The 19,751-nt window shown below is 52.8% G+C and carries 14 protein-coding genes; 11 read left to right on the top strand and 3 right to left on the bottom strand.

Annotated elements, in window-relative coordinates; translation table 11 throughout:
* Positions 1-445 precede the first annotated feature (445 nt).
* A complete protein-coding gene (gene yegD / locus I6L74_RS00795) occupies positions 446-1,798 on the bottom strand; it encodes a molecular chaperone (protein ID WP_059179528.1) in 1,353 nt (450 codons plus the stop codon).
* 133 nt (positions 1,799-1,931) lie between these two features.
* Here yegD and alkA point away from each other — a divergent pair, with 133 nt between their 5' ends.
* Entirely contained in the window at positions 1,932-2,792 is an 861-nt protein-coding gene (gene alkA, locus I6L74_RS00790) for a DNA-3-methyladenine glycosylase 2 (protein WP_059179529.1), read from the top strand.
* Between the two features lie 10 nt (positions 2,793-2,802).
* On the opposite strand, the gene I6L74_RS00785 is transcribed toward alkA, so the two are convergent.
* Positions 2,803-6,132: a diguanylate cyclase gene (locus I6L74_RS00785; protein ID WP_059179801.1), complete on the bottom strand. Its 3,330-nt coding sequence runs from the start codon at positions 6,130-6,132 to the stop codon at positions 2,803-2,805.
* A 343-nt stretch (positions 6,133-6,475) separates the two neighbouring features.
* Between I6L74_RS00785 and udk the strand changes: the two genes are divergently transcribed.
* The 3 genes from udk to asmA all read left to right on the top strand — a co-directional run bounded on the left by udk (position 6,476) and on the right by asmA (position 9,663).
* Entirely contained in the window at positions 6,476-7,117 is a 642-nt protein-coding gene (gene udk, locus I6L74_RS00780) for a uridine kinase (protein ID WP_015959679.1), read from the top strand.
* Positions 7,118-7,208: 91 nt separating this feature from the next.
* The gene (gene dcd, locus I6L74_RS00775; protein ID WP_059179530.1) at positions 7,209-7,790 is read left to right on the top strand and encodes a dCTP deaminase; all 582 of its coding nucleotides are present in this window, start codon (positions 7,209-7,211) and stop codon (positions 7,788-7,790) included.
* A 25-nt stretch (positions 7,791-7,815) separates the two neighbouring features.
* Entirely contained in the window at positions 7,816-9,663 is a 1,848-nt protein-coding gene (gene asmA, locus I6L74_RS00770; protein ID WP_059179531.1) for an outer membrane assembly protein AsmA, read from the top strand.
* Positions 9,664-9,706: 43 nt separating this feature from the next.
* Here the strand turns inward: asmA and I6L74_RS00765 are convergent, their stop codons facing one another.
* On the bottom strand, positions 9,707-11,290 hold the full coding sequence (locus I6L74_RS00765) for a TerC family protein (RefSeq protein ID WP_059179532.1): 1,584 nt from the start codon (positions 11,288-11,290) through the stop codon (positions 9,707-9,709).
* A 693-nt stretch (positions 11,291-11,983) separates the two neighbouring features.
* Here I6L74_RS00765 and I6L74_RS00760 point away from each other — a divergent pair.
* The 7 genes from I6L74_RS00760 to wcaD all read left to right on the top strand — a co-directional run bounded on the left by I6L74_RS00760 (position 11,984) and on the right by wcaD (position 19,622).
* Positions 11,984-13,123, top strand: coding sequence for a polysaccharide export protein (locus tag I6L74_RS00760; protein WP_059179533.1), 1,140 nt, complete (start codon positions 11,984-11,986; stop codon positions 13,121-13,123).
* A gap of 5 nt (positions 13,124-13,128) precedes the next feature.
* Positions 13,129-13,572, top strand: a complete 444-nt coding sequence (gene wzb / locus I6L74_RS00755) for a low molecular weight protein-tyrosine-phosphatase Wzb (RefSeq protein WP_059179534.1) — start codon at positions 13,129-13,131, stop codon at positions 13,570-13,572.
* A gap of 2 nt (positions 13,573-13,574) precedes the next feature.
* Complete coding sequence (gene wzc / locus I6L74_RS00750) at positions 13,575-15,737, top strand: tyrosine-protein kinase Wzc (protein ID WP_059179535.1); 2,163 nt, start codon at positions 13,575-13,577, stop codon at positions 15,735-15,737.
* Between the two features lie 133 nt (positions 15,738-15,870).
* Positions 15,871-16,713: a colanic acid biosynthesis glycosyltransferase WcaA gene (gene wcaA, locus I6L74_RS00745; RefSeq protein WP_059179536.1), complete on the top strand. Its 843-nt coding sequence runs from the start codon at positions 15,871-15,873 to the stop codon at positions 16,711-16,713.
* A 2-nt stretch (positions 16,714-16,715) separates the two neighbouring features.
* The gene (gene wcaB, locus I6L74_RS00740) at positions 16,716-17,204 is read left to right on the top strand and encodes a colanic acid biosynthesis acetyltransferase WcaB (protein ID WP_096759587.1); all 489 of its coding nucleotides are present in this window, start codon (positions 16,716-16,718) and stop codon (positions 17,202-17,204) included.
* Complete coding sequence (gene wcaC / locus I6L74_RS00735; protein WP_059179538.1) at positions 17,201-18,418, top strand: colanic acid biosynthesis glycosyltransferase WcaC; 1,218 nt, start codon at positions 17,201-17,203, stop codon at positions 18,416-18,418. Before wcaB ends, wcaC begins: the two co-directional genes overlap by 4 nt.
* Positions 18,393-19,622 (top strand): colanic acid polymerase WcaD, encoded by a 1,230-nt coding sequence (wcaD, locus tag I6L74_RS00730; protein ID WP_059179539.1) that lies wholly within the window; start codon positions 18,393-18,395, stop codon positions 19,620-19,622. Before wcaC ends, wcaD begins: the two co-directional genes overlap by 26 nt.
* Positions 19,623-19,751 lie beyond the last annotated feature (129 nt).

Genomic DNA, 19,751 nt, shown 5'->3' with positions numbered 1-19,751 from the left:
CTGATTGAGCCTCAAAATTGAAAATCTGCGCGACGGGCTTCCTCTCCCTTGAGGGAAAGGTCTGGGGAGAGGGGGATAGGCGAGTATGTTGTGCGTTCCGTTCACTTCATGATTTCAGCGTATCTGAACAGTTGCACTTGTGAACGTGCCAGGGTGGCTCAATCGCCACCACCCTGGCGACCCCGGCTCCCGGCAAGAAAATCGCCGCAAGGCGGTGCCCTCGATTTATTCCCTCTGGCTTCGGGTCGGGCGCGATGCAGCGTCCCTGCAAGTCGCGCCCTCTCGGCGCATCCATGCGCCTCGCCCCGGCCACCGGGAAACATCTCGGCGATTTTCAGCCGGACGAAGGCCTCGCTTCGAAACTTTCGAATTCTGTGACGATTCGATGGCTATAGCTATATGGGTTCTCTCTCCCTGTAGGAGGGGAGAGAGCAATCCGCTACGCTTAACTAAACATCACCTTCGCCCAGCGCGCCAGTCCGGCGGTCACCGAGCCAAAATCATCACCACCCGCAATCGGAATGCCAGGCAGCTGTTCCGCCAGCGCTTTTTTGATCAACGGTGAACGGGCGCTACCGCCGGTCAGATAGATAACGTCAGGCTTATCGTTGCCGTTTTCCAGCGCCAGCTGCACCTGTTCCAGAATGCGTTGTAGCGGCTGAGACAGCGCGGTTTCGAGCCCGTGCTGCGAAATCGCAGTGGCCAGTTCATCACCGATAAACGGCAGCGTGACGGCGTGTTCTGGTGCTTCAGAGAGCGCAATTTTGCTCTCTTCGGCGCTACGTACCACGCGATAGCTCAGACGCTGACGCCAGACTTTGTGCAGCAGCGCCACTTTGTCACCGTCCTGCGCGTCACGCATCAGATCGTTCAGGAAACGGCCGTTGGCGGTGCTGTAGAAGTCACTCTGCGCCGGGACGTCGTTAATGGCGACGGCATTCCACCACGGCAGAATAGGCAGTGCGGTGCCTTTTTCGGTCTGTCCGCCCATGCCGAGCAGCGGCATCAGGCTCTTAAACGCCAGCGCGATATCCAGGTCGTTACCACCCACGCGGCAACCGCTGTGGCCTAACAGACTGTTTTCACGATCGCGGCGCGTGTGCCATTCAGGGCCCATCAGCAGCAGCGAACAGTCGGTGGTCCCGCCACCGATATCGACGACCAGCACGCGTTTTTCTTCACGCAGCGTGGCTTCAAAATCCAGACCGGCAGCAACCGGCTCATACTGGAACACCACGTCCTGGAAACCGGCGCGATGCGCGGCACGCTCAAGAATGCCCTGCGCCTGATGGTTAGCGTCATCGCCGCCCAGGCCCTGGAAGTTGATGGGGCGTCCGATCACCGCCTGGGTAATCGCTTCCGTCACCTGCGTTTGCGCCTGTTGACGGATGTGCAGCATCATGGCGCAAACCAGATCTTCAAACAACGCGACCTGCTGGGGCTTGAGTCCGCTGGCACCGAGAAAGGATTTTGGCGATTTCACGAAGTAAACTTCTTCCGGATCGTCGATGTACTGGCCCAACGAGGCTAATCCGAACTGGACGCTCGACGGCGTTACATCGATATCTTCTTCGCGGTTAAAATTGACGGCGCGACGCAGCAGCGCCTGGGTTTCCGTAGCGGTGGCAGGCACCTGATGATGACGATACAGCCATTCGCTCACCGCCTCACGCGTCGGTGCGCACAGCATCGACGGCAGCAGGGTACTCTCTTTTTCCATTTTCAGCAGACGTGGCTGATCGTTGTCCATCACTGCCACTGAGCAGTTTGCCGTACCGTAGTCAAATCCAATAAACACTGACGAAATCCCCATGCCGTTGAGAAGGGGCGAGACTTTAGCGAAATGTTACGCTCGCGACAACTGGAATATGAAAGCAAGGCAGCGCACAGAAAGACGGTTTATGCTGAGGAGCAGATGAAAAGGAGCAGCGATGTATACCCTGAACTGGAAACCACCTTATGACTGGCAATGGATGTTTGGATTTCTGAGTGCGCGTGCGGTGGCGGGCATCGAAACCGTCACTGACGAGTATTACGAACGCAGTTTCGCCTGTGACGGGCATCAGGGGGTGTTTCGCGTCGTCCCTGATATCAACAGATGTACGTTGCGCGTTACGCTCAGCGAAGGGCTAATTCCCGTCGCAGACGAGTGTCTTGAGCGCATCGATCGCCTGTTCGACCTCGGCTGCCATCCGCAGGAAATCGCCGCGACGTTAGGCGACCTGGGCGCGGCGCGGCCCGGATTACGGCTACCCGGCTCAATGGATGCCTTTGAACAGGGCGTGCGGGCGATTCTTGGCCAGCTGGTGAGCGTATCGATGGCGGCAAAGCTGGCGTCGCGAGTTGTAGCGTTGTGTGGTGAACCGCTAAACGATTTCCCTCAATACCGTTGTTTCCCGACGGCCGCGGCTCTTGCTGGTGCCGATCCGCTGGCGCTAAAGGCATTAGGAATGCCCGTTAAGCGCGCAGAATCGCTGATTCATCTGGCACAATCGGTCGTCGAGGGGACATTTCCGCTGCGACCGCCGGAGGATATTGACGCGGGAGTGAAGGCGCTGCAAACCCGTCCGGGGATAGGGCGCTGGACGGCGAACTATCTGGCGCTACGCGGCTGGCAGGCGAAAGACGTATTTTTACCGGATGATTATCTGATTAAACAGCGTTTTGCCGGTATGACCCCGGCGCAGATTCGCCGCTATGCTCAGCGCTGGCAGCCCTGGCGTTCCTATGCATTGCTGCATATCTGGTACACCGACGGCTGGATACCAGACGTGCAAATGCCCGATGCGTAAGGGCTGCGGTCTAGTTGATCGCGAAATAGCTGGTATTGAGCAGCAGCTCTAACGGCTGCGGCTCGGCAATACAGTCGCCGTAGATATAATCGATACCAATCCCGGAAAGCGTATCCATCATCAAGGGCTGGTTACTCGGCCCGGCGATGGTTTTCATGCCGAGTCGTTGGGCGTGGCCCTGAATGATAGACACCATCATTTCGTCCATCAGATTACCGTGAACGTTGGTGACGAGTTCAGGATCCAACAACAGATAATCCGCCATGTGCGGGATGAGATGGTTGAACACATCCATGTTGCGCCCGACGTGACACAGCACAATTCGGCATCCCGCCAGACGGAGTTTTTGTAATCCATTCTGAATGTTTATGTCCTGGTTCTGCAGGGTTTCTACCGGGATAACCAGGTGCAGCAAGCGCCCCTGCAGAGGACTTTTCTCCAGTAAATCGAGCAGTTCGCTTACAAGCGTCGTGCTGGATAGCCCTTCAGCAGAGAGCGGCAGCGCCACGCCCATTCCTTTGGTGGCGACCTGGCTTGCGTAGGTACGGAAAAAGGTCTGGAAGATCCGGCGATCCAACGCATGTAACAGATCCGGCTCCATCAGACCTGAGCGGAACGCCTGTTCTTCCACGACGTCGCCCTGGCTGGTCCACAGTCGCAGGGAGATGAGCCAGAAGTTGCTGCTTTCCGGGATGCGTGGGGAGGCCACGCTACGGCCCGTCATCAGCAGCTGGTTGTCTTTGATCATATGCCACTGCTCATCCAGCGACATCATGCCCCGCGCGCTGTGAATACGTTCCTGCTGCGGCTCATACACCGTCACCACGCCACGGCCGTTATTCTTCGACGCATAGCAGGCGATATCGGCCTGAGACATCACGTCCGCAGCCTGATAGTTGGTGTCATCAAGCAGCGTAATCCCGGCGCTGGCACCGATACGATGCAGACGACCTTCCCACATAAACTGGTAATCATTGATGGCGTGAATGATGCGCCCGGCAATGTAGCGCGAACTTTCAACGTTGCAGTCCGGAAGCAGCAAACCAAATTCATCGCCACCCAGACGTGCTAATACGTCGCTGGAGCGCAGCATGCTGAGCATCAGCGAGGAGAGCTCGCGCAGCAGCGCATCGCCCGCGGCGTGCCCTGCGGTATCGTTCACCGCTTTAAAGCGATCGAGATCGATAAACACCAGAGCGTGGCGTTGATGCGTGTCATGAACGGTTTGCAGCAGGCGCTTTAAATGGCTTTCAAAACTGACGCGGTTTGCGAGGTGAGTAAGACCATCATGCGAGGCGCTGTAGCTGAGCTGGCGCAGCATTTTACGCGATTCAGTGACATCCTGAATGACCAGAACGGAACCGATGTTTTGCCCGTCCAGCGTGCTTAATGGCGTGATACTGTAATGAATATCGAACGTTCCTCCGGTGCGGCTGTGCAGCACCACATCCTGATTAATGTCGGAACGTGACATATCGCCGCTGTGAATATTTTCCATCGGCGGACCGTTTTCGCTGAACGTGATGTGTAACACGCTCAAAATCGGCTGACCCATCGCTTCCTGTTGCGTCCAGCCGCTCATTTTCTCTGCGACGGGGTTCATAAAGGTGACGTGCATATCGACATCGGTACAGAGCACGGCTTCACCGATGGAGTCGAGCGTGATGTGCAGACGCTCTTTTTCCTGGAACAACGCTTCGTTAAGTTCCTTAACTTCAGTCATGTCCATATTAATGCCGAGCAGTCGTTCGACTTCACCTTGTTTATTGAGAACCCGATTAGCCAAAGCACGGATATGACGCACGCCTTCTTTCACGCGTATGCGGAACTCAAGCTTAAAGGGCACTCTGGCCATCAGAGAATCGCGAATAACCTGCTCGGCGTAAGCGCGATCTTCGGGAATAATGCTGTCGTTCCAGAGTTGCCAGGTCGGCTTGATGTGCGCCGGAATTTCATACATCTCGAACATGCGTTTGTCCCAACTGATCACGTCAGGCTGCAGGTCCCATTCCCAGATGCCAATGCCACCGGCTTCGTTCGCCAGCGTAATACGCTCCATCAGGCGCTTATTCACCCATTCGGTGTGTTTAAGGTCATTAATGTCTTCAACTTGCGCAATAAAATAGAGCGGCGATCCGTCCGTATGACGCACAACCGATACGGTCAGCAGCGCCCACACGACTTCGCCGTTACGGGTGTAATAGCGTTTCTCCAGTGAGTAGCTGTTGATGTCACCACGCGCCAGTTGCTCCAGACTCTCAAGATCGATATGTAAATCTTCAGGCCAGGTCAATTGTTGAAACGTGAGGGATTGCAGCTCGGTCTGGGAATAGCCAAGAAATTCACAAAGGGCTTTGTTGGTCTGCAGCCATTGGCCATCGATCCCGACCAGCGCCATGCCAATCGCCGAATATTCCATAGCGTTACGAAAACGTTCTTCGCTTTCGGTAATGTGCTTACGTTCGGCCCGAAAGGCGTACATCACCATGGTCATGACGTTCGCGGGAAGCAGCATCATCAGGAACGGTAGCCAGGGCGCATTCAGCATGACACCGGTATTTTGGGTGGTCATGTGGGTCGGATTGGTCGCCATCATCAGCGACACCATCATCACCGTGATCAAAAAAACGAGGAAGGCTTCCAGCCGCGGGAGGCGCACGGCACTCCACATCAGCAATACGATGACGCAGGTAAACGGCCAGGGAAGGAACGTAATCGCAATCCAACACAGCGCCAGCGTGACCGCCAGGGTGACGAGCGTTTCAAGCAGCAGTTTTGGGTTGCGATGGCGCAGTAAATAGTGCGGTTTAAACAGCAGTCCTAGCGGGACAAGCGCCAGCGCACCGATAGATTCCGATAATACCCACACCAAAAAGTTACGCAGTGGCTCCTCGCTGGGAACCAGAAGCCAGGCCAGAACGCCACCCAGTAACGGCGGGATCGCGGCGCCGCCGATCGCGAGACGTATCCAGTCGCCAAGATTTTTTAAAGGATTGTACCAGGGCAACATTTTACGCAGCAGAAGCGCGCCCACACATGCTTCGATAGCATTTATCGCGGGGTACCAGAAGTTAATCGCTTCCCAGGAGAACAATAAGCCTGAAGCGACAATATTCCCCAGTGAACAGGCCAGGGCAATACCCGGCCACATTTTCCCTGCATGGCGATAAAATGCGACCATCATGATAGAGGTCGGGAACCACAGCGGCGCCAGCAACGTTCCGAATCGAGTCAGTTCGAGCGAGAAAAGGGTAAAGATGAACGTTACCAGACCGAGACTGACAAGCCGTAGGGCTGGATGTGGGGTAGTAACCAAAACGCGCTGGTATTGTTTATTCATTACCGCTTTATCCAGGGACGCCATGCCGCCAGGAACCAGGTCCGGACGAGTTGAAATTTGAATTTGGATTATGCTAGTACAAACAATTTACAATTCATATGCCGACTGCTCATAATTTGTCATCATAGAGTTATTAAATACTTAGTCAGCAGAAATTTCTTCATGAATGCGTTAAAATTGACCATCAAAATTTGCGTCAGGGAGAAATGAGCGACTTTAGAATGACTCACGCATTAGCTGCGCTTACGACTAGTATCACGCAAGCGAAATCCCTATAATTGCGGCGTTTGACGCTCCGGCGTCGTCCTTCCTTTACATCCAGGTTAATCAGGTCGCTAAATTTATGACTGATAAGTCCCATCAGTGCGTCATTATCGGCATCGCCGGCGCATCGGCTTCAGGTAAAAGTCTTATTGCCAGTACGCTTTATCGTGAACTGCGCGATCAGGTTGGTGATGAACACATCGGCGTCATTCCCGAAGACAGCTATTACAAAGATCAATCGCATCTGTCGATGGAAGAGCGTGTAAAAACCAACTACGACCATCCCAATGCCATGGATCACAGTCTGTTGTTCCAGCATTTACAAATGATCAAAAACGGCACGCCTATTGATCTCCCGGTCTACAGCTACGTTGATCACACGCGTACGCAAGACACGATTCACATCGAACCGAAAAAGGTCATCATTCTGGAAGGGATCTTGTTGCTGACCGACGCGCGCCTGCGCGAAGCGATGAACTTCTCCATTTTTGTCGATACGCCGCTGGATATTTGTCTGATGCGCCGTATCAAACGTGATGTCAACGAGCGTGGCCGTTCGATGGATTCCGTCATGGCGCAATATCAAAAAACGGTACGGCCGATGTTCCTGCAATTTATCGAACCGTCTAAACAATACGCCGATATCATCGTGCCGCGTGGGGGTAAAAACCGCATTGCTATCGATATTCTGAAAGCGAAAATCAGTCAGTTTTTTGAATAATTCGCGCAAATTGTGTACCGTTCAGAAATAACCTGATACGCCCTGAAGCCAGTATGGCTTCAGGTTTTGATGCACGAAAGGAGAAAGTGGCATGCGTCTTTGTGACCGTGATATAGAAGCCTGGCTGGACGAAGGCCGTCTGTCTATCACCCCGCGTCCACCCGTGGAGCGAATTAACGGCGTGACCGTTGATGTGCGTCTGGGCAATAAATTCCGCACGTTTAGTGGTCATACCGCTGCCTATATCGATTTGAGCGGGCCGAAAGACGAAGTCAGCGCCGCGCTTGATCGTGTGATGAGTGACGAAATCGTGCTGGAAGAAGGTGAAGCCTTTTATTTGCATCCCGGCGAACTGGCGCTGGCGGTCACGTTTGAATCCGTCACATTGCCTGCTGATTTGGTTGGCTGGCTCGATGGGCGTTCTTCTCTGGCGCGGCTGGGATTGATGGTTCACGTCACCGCACACCGTATCGATCCAGGTTGGTCAGGTCATATTGTATTGGAGTTTTTCAACGCCGGGAAACTGCCCCTGGCATTACGTCCTGGAATGATGATCGGTGCGCTGAGCTTCGAGCCGTTAACCGGCCCGGCCGATCGTCCTTATAACCGCCGGCAGGATGCAAAGTATCGCGATCAGCAGGGTGCGGTTGCCAGTCGTATCGATAAAGACTGAAATTAGGCCGTTCACCGAGGATGCCATGAGAAGAGTTCTTACGACGCTGATGATTTTGCTGGTGGTGGTCGTCGCTGGCCTGTCGGCGTTAGTTCTGCTGGTTAACCCCAATGATTTCCGCAGCTATATGGTGCGGCAGGTCGAAGCACGAAGCGGGTATGAACTGAAGCTGGATGGGTCACTTCGCTGGCACGTTTGGCCGCAGCTCAGCATTCTGTCCGGGCGGATGTCGTTGACAGCGCCTGGTGCCTCCGTTCCTCTGGTCACTGCAGACAATATGCGCCTCGATGTGGCCTTACTGCCGCTGCTGTCGCATCAGCTGCAGGTGGAGCAGGTGATGCTGAAAGGCGCGGTCATTCAACTTACGCCGCAAACCGAAGCGGTTCGAAAAGAGAATGCGCCGGTCGCGCCGCATGAAAATTCGTTACCTGACGTCGCTGAAGATGCCGGTTGGTCGTTTGATATCGCTAATCTGAAGGTGGTGGACAGCATTCTGGTGTTCCAGCATGAGAGTGAAGAGCAGGTCACACTGCGTAATATCAATCTCAAAATGGAACAGGATCAACACCATGTGGCGACAGTTGATTTTTCAGGGCGCATAAACCGAAATCAGCGCGACTTGACGTTGTCGATGAATGCAAACGTCAATGCGTCCGACTATCCGCATCAGCTTACAGCGGATATCACCCAGCTCAACTGGCAGCTGTCCGGTGTTGATTTGCCTACCCAGGGGATTACCGGGCAGGGCAGTTTGCAGGGGATTTGGCGCGAAGATCACAAGCAGCTTGAACTGAATAATCTTAACCTGCAAGCCAACGACAGTGCCCTGAAAGGGCGCGCTAGCGTCGTGCTGGGCGAACAGCCAAAATGGGTCTTTGATCTCCAGTTTGACAAGCTGAATCTGGAAAATCTATTGGCGCCTCAACCTGTCGCTACCGACGATAAAGCGGTGCAGCAGGGGCAAAATCAGCCTAAACAAACGCGTCCTGTTATTGCCTCGAATGTCGATCAACCGGACTATAACGGGCTGCGCAGCTTCACCGCGGATATCCAGCTTAAAGCCAACGCTGTGCGCTGGCGTGGTATGGATTTCACCAATGTCAGCAGCCAGATGCTTAACCATAATGGCCTGCTGGTTATCTCCGCACTGAGTGGTCAAATGGGCGCGGGGCATATTTCGCTGCCGGGTATTCTGGATGTGCGTAAGGGCATGGCGAAAGCCGAGTTCCAGCCACGTCTGGACAACATTGAGATCGGTTCAATCCTCAATGCCTTCAATTATCCTATCGCGTTGACCGGCAATCTGACGATGGCGGGTGATTTTTCCGGCGATAAAATTGATGCTGAAGCATTCCGGCGCAGCTGGCAGGGAACGGCACACATTGACCTGACCAATACTCGCATGGAAGGCCTGAATTTCCAGCAGCTGGTGCAGCAGGCTGTCGAACGCAGCAGTAGCGTCAAAGCCACTGAAAGTTATGACAGCGCGACGCGGCTTGATAGCTTCACGGCCGATCTGACGCTGAATGACGGCCAGTTGAAGCTTGACGAGATGAAGGGGCAATCTTCACTTCTGGACCTGACGGGCGCAGGCACGATGGATCTGGTGCAAGAGACGACGGACACGCGTTTCAACGTCCGCGTGTTGTCCGGTTGGGAAGGGGAGGGCAAGCTGATCGATTTCCTGAAAGAAACGCCTATTCCACTCAACGTTTACGGAAAATGGCAGGAGCTGAATTACAGCCTCCAGGTCGACCAGATTCTGCGTAAACACCTGCAAGATGAAGCGAAGCGTCGTCTGAATGACTGGGCGGACAAAAACAAGGATTCGCAAAACGGCAAGGACGTGAAGAAGCTGATCGATAAGCTTTGATCTCTAGCCGGGCACGCGCGACAAACGCTTGCCCGGCTCTGTTTTACACTTCGTAATCTAAATCATCTTCCCCGCGCAGTGGTATCAACTGCACTTTTAGTACGCGATGGCTTTCGACCTGTAGCGTCTTCAACACGTAATCGCCCACCTGGACCTCTTCGCCCGGCTTCGGAATACGCTGTAGGTATTCCATCAACAATCCGGCAATGGTGTGATATTCACGTTTCTCATCCAGCGGCAGGGGAACATACTGGACCAGATCTTCCAGCGGCATATGGCCGTTAGCCGTCCAGGAACCGTCAGCGTTTTTCTGAATGTCGTGCCGCGCATCTATCTCATCGATTTCGTTCGGTAAATTCCCCGCGATGGTTTCCATCACGTCACTGAGGGTGACCAGACCTTCGACAGAACCAAATTCATCCACCACAAAGGCAAAGTGAGTTCGGGCATTACGGAACTGCTCAAGCGCTGACAGCAGCGGCAAGGTTTCCGGGAAAACCAGCGGTTGACGGACAAGCACGCGTAAATCCAGCGGATCGCCGCGTAAAGATTGTTGCAGCAGGTCAATGATGTGCACCACGCCGAGCAAATCGTCTTCTTCATCGCCGCCTGTGACGACCACGCGGGTATGCTGATTCTTATCCAGCAGCGCCCGTATCTGCGCCTCTGGTGAGTTGAGGTCGATATGCTCGATGTCGTGGCGCGATGTCATGATGCTGCTGACGGAGCGCTGATTCAGATTCAATACCCGCTCAATCATCCGTCGTTCTTGCGGGTTAAAAATCTGGCTGTCGTCGTGATCGGCAAGCAGCGAAGCGGATTCGGCGTCGAGTTCGGCATCTTCTTTTTTACCGCTCAACAGGCGCAACACCGTCTCAGCAGTACGCTGACGCAATGTCTGATTTGCGGACAGGAATCGGCGTCGATTGAAAATCGCCAACTGATTCAGCGTCTCGATAATGACCGAGAACCCAATCGCCGCGTACAGATAGCCTTTAGGAATGGAGAAACCGAAACCATCTGCCACAAGGCTAAAACCAATCATCAGCAGAAAACTCAGACACAGAATGACAATCGTTGGATGGCTGTTCACAAAACGGGTCAGCGCTTTGCTCGCCATGACCATCAGGGTAATAGCGATAATCACGGCGGCCATCATCACCGCCAGGTGATCGACCATTCCTACGGCGGTAATCACGGAATCCAGGGAGAAGACCGCGTCGAGGACCACGATTTGCGCCACGACCGGCCAGAACTTTGCGCCGCGCCGTTGGGTGGGATTATCACTGTCTTTGCCTTCCAGTCGTTCATTCAGTTCGACCGTGGCTTTAAACAGCAGGAACAGCCCACCGAACAGCATGATCAGATCGCGCGCGCTGAAGCTTAAGTCGTGGAAGGTAAAAAGGGGTTTGGTCAGCGTGACCATCCAGGAGATAGAGGCCAGCAGCAGCAGGCGCATCACCATTGCCAACAGCAAACCGGTTACGCGTGCGCGGTCGCGCTGCGCCGGAGGCAATTTATCGGCCAGTATAGCGATAAACACCAGATTATCGATGCCCAGGACTAATTCGATGACAACAAGCGTCACCAGCCCGGCCCAGATTGACGGATCGGCAATCCATTCCATAGTAATTGCAGTACCTTTAGTTATATGACAGTTGTCACACTTCGATCATGGATAATGTGGGCGGAAATTGCAATGCCGGGTTGAGATTTCTCTTAATCGATGCAGGGGAAATACCTCATGGTAATAACCGTATTATTTCTACTGGGAAGTTTAAATTTCTATTGGTGGTAATAATTAGGAAATATCGCACCAGCTAATTTAAGATTGCTATAAGTCAATATGAAGAAATTCCTAAAACTACGAAAGTTTGCGCTTAATATTATTCTTAAAAACGAATATTAGGGCGGATGTCTCCTTGCCTGATATTAGGTTAGCTGCAACAATTCCCGCAGCATCAAATGCTAAATCTTCTTGTTGCTATTTTTGTACTGGTCTTCGGGGCTGAATTTCAATTCGGCATGGCTGCTAAATGTGCCGGATATATATATCCGTGAAACCAGTTTTAAGAGGGTGTCTATCCATAACACATTGTTTCGTCAGTGGATTGGTAACTGAAAGCCAAGGGCGGTAGCGTGCCTGAAAGCGTGTGAATCAGCCTCGATTATTCTGTCAATAGCCAGTGGGTGAATAAGTTTTTTTTAGGAATGATGCCAGTTATATTTCTTTTTGATTAACTGCATTCTGAATGCCAAAACGATCCGCGCTTATTTAAATTGCACAGGATAATTACTCTGCCAAAGTGATAAATAATCAATGATGAAATCCAAAATGAAATTGATGCCATTATTGGTGTCTGTGACCTTGATGAGTGGTTGTACGGTCTTTCCCGGCAGCAATATGTCAACAGTGGGCAAGGATGTGATCAAGCAACAGGATGCTGATTTTGATCTCGACAAAATGGTGAATGTTTATCCATTAACGCCGCGTCTTGTCGAACAATTACGTCCGCGTCCTAATGTGGCGCAACCAAATATGTCTCTGGACCAGGAAATTGCGAGCTACCAATACCGCGTAGGTCCGGGCGATGTCGTCAGCGTGACCGTCTGGGATCACCCTGAACTGACCACTCCTGCTGGACAATATCGTAGCTCAAGCGACACCGGTAACTGGGTCCAGCCAGATGGCACGATGTTCTATCCCTATATCGGCAAAGTTCACGTCGTCGGGAAAACGCTCGCAGAAATTCGTAGTGATATTACCGGCCGCTTAGCGACGTACATCGCCGATCCGCAGGTAGACGTTAATATCGCCGCGTTCCGTTCGCAAAAAGCCTATGTGTCCGGAGAAGTCAATAAATCGGGCCAACAGGCGATCACTAACGTACCGCTGACGATTCTGGATGCGATTAACACGGCAGGCGGTCTGACCGATGCTGCTGACTGGCGCAACGTGGTGCTGACGCACGACGGTAAAGAAGAGCGCATTTCGCTCCAGGCGCTCATGCAGAACGGCGATCTGAGCCAAAACCGTTTGCTCTATCCTGGCGACATCCTGTTTGTTCCGCGCAATGACGATCTGAAAGTGTTCGTGATGGGCGAAGTGAAGAAACAAACCACGCTCAAAATGGACTTCAGCGGCATGACCCTGACCGAAGCGCTGGGCAATGCGGAAGGCCTCGACATGACGGCGTCTAACGCCAGCGGCATCTTCGTTATCCGTCCGCTGAAAGGCGAGGGCAGTGCCAAAGGCAAAATTGCCAACATCTACCAGCTCGATATGTCCGATGCGACGTCTCTGGTTATGGCAACCGAGTTCCGCCTCCAGCCATACGATGTGGTGTACGTCACCACGGCACCGGTTGCCCGCTGGAACCGTCTGATCAACCAGTTGCTGCCAACCATCAGTGGCGTCCGCTACATGACGGATACGGCGCGCAACATTCATACCTGGTAATCGCGATGTTTAACAAAATTCTGGTGGTGTGCGTGGGGAACATTTGCCGTTCCCCCACGGCTGAACGGCTGCTGAAAAATTACCAGCCCAATCTGATCGTGGAATCAGCAGGGCTGGGGGCGCTCGTCGGTAAAGGGGCTGATGAGCGCGCAACAAACGTGGCGCAGGAACATGACCTCTCCCTCGACGGGCACGTTGCTCGTCAGGTTTCGGGCCGGATGTGCCGGGATTACGACCTGATCCTGGCAATGGAAAAACGCCATATCCATGCGCTGTGTGAACTCGCTCCGGAGATGCGCGGCAAAGTGATGCTGTTTGGTCACTGGGACGGTGAACGCGAAATTCCCGATCCGTATCGTAAAAGCCGTGAGGCCTTTGAGGCGGTTTATACCTTACTTGACCAGTCTGCCCAACAGTGGGCGCAGGCACTGAAAGCTCAGCAGGGATAACAATGACAGAAAAAACAAAACCTTCTGCCGCCCCGATTTCGGGCAGTGATGAAATAGATATTGGTCGTCTGGTTGGGACGGTCGTTGAGGCGAAATGGTGGGTGCTGGGCATTACCGCAGTATTTGCGTTAGCCGCGGTGATTTACACCCTGTTTGCGACGCCAATCTATAGCGCCGATGCGCTGGTACAAATTGAGCAGAACTCGGGCAACTCGCTGGTTCAGGATATCGGCTCGGCGCTGGCGAATAAACCACCGGCGTCGGACGCTGAAATTCAGCTTATCCAGTCGCGTCTGGTGCTCGGCAAAACCGTTGACGATCTCGATCTCGACATCGGTGTCACCAAAGATACTTTCCCGATATTTGGTGCCGGCTGGGACAGGCTGATGGGCCGTCAAAATGACATGGTCAAAGTGACCACCTTTGAACTGCCAAAAGGGGCGGGCGATCAGGTCTTCACGCTTGAAGTTCTTGGGCCAAAACAATACCAGCTCACCAGCGACGCCGGGTTCAGCGCGCGTGGCGAAGTGGGACAGATGCTGACCAAAAACGGCGTGACCATGATGGTGAGCGACATCAAGGCGGCTGAGGGCGGCAAATTCACCGTCTCCAAATTCTCGATGCTGGGGATGATCAACAATCTGCAGGGCAATCTCACCGTCACGGAAAATGGTAAGGACACGGGTGTCCTGAGCATGACCTTTACCGGTGAAGATAAAGATAAGATCCGCGACATTCTGAACAGCATTACCCGTAATTATCTTGAGCAAAACGTCGAGCGTAAGTCAGCAGAGGCGGCAAAAAGCCTTGCCTTCCTGGCAAAACAGCTCCCGGAAGTGCGCGCGCATCTTGATGAAGCTGAAAACAAGCTGAACGCCTATCGTCAGGATAAAGATTCGGTCGATCTGCCGCTGGAGGCGAAATCCGTCCTCGACTCGATGGTGAACATCGACGCGCAGCTGAATGAGCTGACGTTCAAAGAAGCGGAAATTTCGAAGCTCTACACCAAACGTCACCCGGCGTATCGCACGCTGCTGGAAAAACGTCAGGCGCTGGAAGATGAGAAATCAAAACTCAATAACCGCGTAACGGCGATGCCAAAAACCCAGCAGGAAATTGTGCGTCTGACCCGCGATGTGGAATCCGGCCAGCAGGTGTACATGCAGCTGTTGAACAAACAGCAGGAGCTGAAGATCACCGAAGCCAGTACCGTTGGCGATGTCCGTATCGTTGACCCGGCGATCACCCAACCGGGCGTGCTCAAACCGAAAAAAGCGCTGATCGTTCTGGGCAGCATTATTCTCGGCCTGATGCTGTCGATTATGGGCGTGCTGCTGCGTTCCCTGTTCAACCGCGGAATCGAAAGCCCGCAGGTGCTCGAAGAGAATGGGATCAGCGTCTACGCCAGCATCCCGCTGTCGGAATGGCAGAAATCGCGTGATAGCGTCAAAACCGTTAAAGGGGTTAAACGCTACAAACAGAGTCAACTCCTGGCCGTGGGGAATCCAACGGACCTGGCGATTGAAGCGGTGCGTAGCCTGCGAACCAGCCTGCACTTCGCCATGATGCAGGCCAAAAATAACGTCCTGATGATGACAGGTGTCAGTCCATCGATTGGTAAAACCTTCGTCTGCGCCAACCTGGCGGCGGTGGTGAGTCAAACCAATAAACGCGTGCTGCTGATCGACTGCGATATGCGTAAGGGCTATACCCACGAACTGTTGGGGACCAACAACGTCAACGGCCTGTCTGAGATTCTGCTCGGCAAAGGCGAGATTGAGCAGTGCGCCAAGCCGACGTCGATTACTAACTTTGACCTTGTACCGCGCGGTCAGGTGCCACCCAATCCTTCCGAACTGCTGATGAGCGAGCGTTTCACTCAACTGATTGCGTGGGCGAGCAAACATTACGATTTCGTCCTGATTGATACCCCGCCGATTCTGGCCGTGACCGATGCCGCCGTGGTGGGTCGCCATGCTGGCACCACGCTGATGGTGGCCCGTTATGCGGTCAACACGCTGAAGGAAGTGGAAACCAGCCTGAATCGCTTCGAGCAGAACGGCATCGAGGTGAAAGGGGTGATTCTGAACTCCATCTTCCGCCGTGCGACGGGATACCAGGATTACGGGTATTACGAGTACGAGTACAAGTCCGACAGTAAATAACCGCCTGCCTCTCACCGTCACCCTCTGCTCATAAGAAGAGGGTGACAGCGCGATACGTCTTTTCCGCCCTCGCCCCTTGTGGAGAGGGTAGGGATGCAGGGCAAGTAATAAAAACAGCCATTCGGGGAAGAAAATGACAACACAACGCCCTTTGATCTCCATTTATATGCCGACCTGGAATCGTCAGCAGTTGGCGATCCGCGCGATTAAATCGGTATTACGTCAGGACTACGACAACTGGGAAATGATCATCGTCGATGACTGCTCTTCGTCTTATGAGCAGCTGCAGAAGTTCGTTGAAGAGCTGGGCGATACGCGGGTCAAATATGTTCACAATGACGTGAATTCCGGTGCGTGCGCGGTGCGAAACCAGGCGATTCTGCAATCTACTGGTGAGTTCATCACGGGTATTGATGATGATGATGAATGGACGCCAAACCGCTTGTCCATTTTCCTGGCGCATAAGCATCAGCTGGTGACGCATGCATTTTTGTACGCCAATGACTATATCTGCGAGGGTGAAGTCTACTCCCAACCGGCGAGCCTGCCGTTGTATCCGAAGTCACCGTACTCACGCCGCCTGTTCTACAAGCGCAACATTATTGGCAACCAGGTCTTTACCTGGGCGTGGCGTTTTAAAGAGTGTCTGTTTGATACCGAACTGAAAGCCGCGCAGGATTACGACATTTTCCTGCGCATGGTGGTGGAATATGGCGAACCGTGGAAAGTGGACGACGCCACGCAAATTCTGCATATCAATCACGGCGAGATGCAAATCACCTCGTCGCCAAAGAAATTCTCTGGCTACTTCCATTTTTACCGCAAGCACAAAGACAAGTTTGATCGTGCCAGCCGTAAATATCAGCTTTTTACGCTGTATCAGATCCGCAACAAGCGCATGAACTGGCGCACGCTGCTGACGCTCTTTTCCGTTCGCAATACCAAGCGTCTGGCTGATGGGCTGCGGGGGAAATAATGATTCTGGAAGATTTCCGCGCCAACAGCTGGAGCCTGCGCCCGTGCTGCATGGTTCTGGCGTACCGCATTGCGCATTTTTGCTCCGTCTGGCGCAAAAAAAATGTCCTCAATAATCTGTGGGCGGCACCGATTCTGGTGCTGTATCGCATTATCACCGAGTGCCTGTTTGGTTACGAAATTCAGGCCGCAGCCACTATCGGGCGACGCTTTACCATTCATCATGGTTATGCCGTGGTGATCAATAAATTTGTCGTCGCGGGTGATGATTTCACGATTCGTCACGGCGTGACCATCGGCAACCGTGGTCCGGCGAGTCTGGCGTGCCCGGTGATTGGCAACAATGTCGAACTGGGCGCAAACGTCGTCATGATCGGTGAAATTACCGTGGGTAATAACGTCACTATCGGCGCGGGCAGCGTGGTGCTGGACAGCATTCCTGATAACGCGCTTGTCACCGGTGAAAAAGCCCGTGTGAAGGTCATCAAATGAATATTCTGCAATTTAACGTTCGCCTGGCAGAAGGCGGGGCGGCTGGCGTCGCGCTGGATCTGCATCAACGCGCGCTGCAGAAAGGTCTGCAGTCACGTTTTGTCTACGGCTATGGCAAAGGCGGTAAAAAAAGCGTTAGTCATGATGATTATCCGCAGGTCTTAAAGCAGACGCCGCGCCTGACGTCCATTGCTAACATCGCGCTGTTCCGTCTGTTTAACCGCGATCTGTTTGGCAATCTCAACAGTCTTTATCGTACCGTGACCCGCACTTCCGGGCCGGTGGTACTGCATTTCCACGTTTTGCACAGCTACTGGCTCAATCTGGAAGAGGTGGTGGCATTTTGCGAGAACGTGCAGGCGCACAAACCGGACACTACATTCGTGTGGACCTTACACGATCACTGGAGCGTCACCGGGCGCTGCGCATTTACCGACGGCTGTGAAGGCTGGAAAACAGACTGCCAGAAATGTCCGACGCTTTCTAATTATCCCCCGGTGAAAGTGGATCGCGCGCACAAGCTGGTGGCCGGCAAACGTCAGCTGTTCCGTGACATGCTGGCGCTGGGGTGTACGTTTATCTCGCCAAGCCAGCACGTCGCCGATGCGTTTAATAGTCTGTACGGCCCGGGCCGTTGCCAGATCATTAACAACGGTATTGATGTGGCGACCGAAGAAATTCTGGCGGAGCTCACGCCGGTGGCGGTGACCCCCGGTAAACCGAAAATCGCCGTGGTGGCCCACGATCTGCGCTACGACGGGAAAACCAATCAGCAGCTGGTGCGCGACATGATGGCGCTCGGCGACAAAATTGAGCTGCATACCTTCGGTAAATTCTCACCGTTTGAAGGCGCTAACGTCACAAATCACGGATTCGAAACGGATAAGCGCAAGCTGATGAGCGCCCTGAACGGAATGGATGCCCTGGTATTCAGTTCGCGCGTGGATAACTATCCGCTGATTTTGTGCGAAGCGCTGTCCATTGGCGTACCGGTCATTGCGACCCACAGCGATGCCGCACGCGAAGTGCTGGAAAAGTCGGGCGGAAAAACCTTCAGCGAAGAGGCGGTTTTACCGCTGGTGCAACAATCCAAGGCTGACATCGCGCAGGCGGTTTTTGGCACTGACCTGGAATCGTTCCGCAACCGCAGCCGTAAAGCGTACAGCGGCCAACAGATGCTGGAGGAGTATGTCTCGTTCTATCAGAATCTGTAGTTATCTGCTGCTTCCGCTTATCTACCTGCTGGTCAACGTAAAAATTGCCCAGCTCGGCGAAAGCTTCCCGATAACCATCGTCACCTTCTTGCCCGTTTTGCTGTTGCTGTACGTTGAGAAAATCAGCCTTAAGAAGCTGATGATTGCACTGGGATTAGGTTTTGGCTTAACGGCCTTTAACTACCTCTTCGGTCAGTCGCTGGACGCGAGCAAATACGTTACCTCTACCATGCTGTTTGTCTATATCGTGATTATTATCGGCATGGTGTGGAGTATTCGCTTTAAAACAATTTCTCCGCACAATTATAGGAAAATCCTTAGGTTCTTTTATATTGCCGTGACGTTCATTGTTGTGCTTGCTGCATTAGAAATGGCGCAAATTATTTTGACCGGCGGCAGTAGCCTGATGGAAATAATTTCGAAATATCTGATTTACAGTAATAGCTATGTTCTGAATTTCATTAAATTTGGTGGCAAGCGAACCACGGCGCTTTATTTTGAACCGGCATTTTTTGCTCTGGCATTAATCTCAATTTGGCTGAGCATCAAACAGTTTGGTATCAAAACCCCCAAGACCGATGCTATGATTCTTGCTGGGATTGTTCTGTCAGGCTCATTCTCTGGGGTAATGACGTTTATCCTGTTTTACCTGCTTGAATGGGCATTTCAGTATCTGAACAAAGACGCGATCAAGAAAAAACTACCGTTAGCAATAATTTCGTTAACCGTATTTTTAGTGGGTATTGTTTTTGCATTTCCCTACATCGCCACGCGTCTGGGTGATTTAGGCACGGAAGGTTCGTCATCATATTATCGAATTATTGGGCCGCTGGTGATGGTTGGGTATTCTTTAACCCATATCGATGGCGTAGTCAGATTTGGCTCACTTTATGAATATGTTGCATCATTCGGAATCTTTAACGGTGCGGACGTCGGTAAAACCATAGACAATGGTCTGTATCTGCTGATTATTTATTTCTCATGGTTCGCAGTGCTGTTAACGCTGTGGTACATGTTTAAAGTTTTCAAAATGATGATCAATGCCTTTGGCGATAATCAAAACTTTCGTGTGCAGCTTTATCTTTTTACGCCGGTGTCACTGTTTTTTACCGGGTCAATATTTAGCCCGGAATATGCGTTCTTAATTGTGTGTCCGTTTATTTTGCGTAAAGCGCTCAATATTACGACCGTAGGCCCTAAATAATTCGAGTTGCATGAAGGCGGCGACGCAGTGAATCACCTGGAGCGTACTTAAGTACGTGACAGGGGTGAGCGAGGAAAGCCAACGCACAGGCAACCTGAAGTATGACGGGGATGATAAAATGAGGTGGTT

This window comes from Lelliottia amnigena, assembly GCF_019047465.1.
Lineage (GTDB): Bacteria > Pseudomonadota > Gammaproteobacteria > Enterobacterales > Enterobacteriaceae > Enterobacter > Enterobacter amnigenus.
Note: the sequence above shows the minus strand (reverse complement) of the source record. Positions and strands in the feature narration are given on the sequence as shown.

Bases quoted from the DNA above. Each gene is read 5' to 3' on its own strand.
- alkA (WP_059179529.1), top strand. From the start codon at position 1,932: ATGTATACCCTGAACTGGAAACCACCTTATGACTGGCAATGGATGTTT.
- I6L74_RS00785 (WP_059179801.1), bottom strand. From the start codon at position 6,132: ATGAATAAACAATACCAGCGCGTTTTGGTTACTACCCCACATCCAGCC.
- udk (WP_015959679.1), top strand. From the start codon at position 6,476: ATGACTGATAAGTCCCATCAGTGCGTCATTATCGGCATCGCCGGCGCA.
- dcd (WP_059179530.1), top strand. From the start codon at position 7,209: ATGCGTCTTTGTGACCGTGATATAGAAGCCTGGCTGGACGAAGGCCGT.
- asmA (WP_059179531.1), top strand. From the start codon at position 7,816: ATGAGAAGAGTTCTTACGACGCTGATGATTTTGCTGGTGGTGGTCGTC.
- I6L74_RS00765 (WP_059179532.1), bottom strand. From the start codon at position 11,290: ATGGAATGGATTGCCGATCCGTCAATCTGGGCCGGGCTGGTGACGCTT.
- I6L74_RS00760 (WP_059179533.1), top strand. From the start codon at position 11,984: ATGATGAAATCCAAAATGAAATTGATGCCATTATTGGTGTCTGTGACC.
- wzb (WP_059179534.1), top strand. From the start codon at position 13,129: ATGTTTAACAAAATTCTGGTGGTGTGCGTGGGGAACATTTGCCGTTCC.
- wzc (WP_059179535.1), top strand. From the start codon at position 13,575: ATGACAGAAAAAACAAAACCTTCTGCCGCCCCGATTTCGGGCAGTGAT.
- wcaA (WP_059179536.1), top strand. From the start codon at position 15,871: ATGACAACACAACGCCCTTTGATCTCCATTTATATGCCGACCTGGAAT.
- wcaC (WP_059179538.1), top strand. From the start codon at position 17,201: ATGAATATTCTGCAATTTAACGTTCGCCTGGCAGAAGGCGGGGCGGCT.
- wcaD (WP_059179539.1), top strand. From the start codon at position 18,393: ATGTCTCGTTCTATCAGAATCTGTAGTTATCTGCTGCTTCCGCTTATC.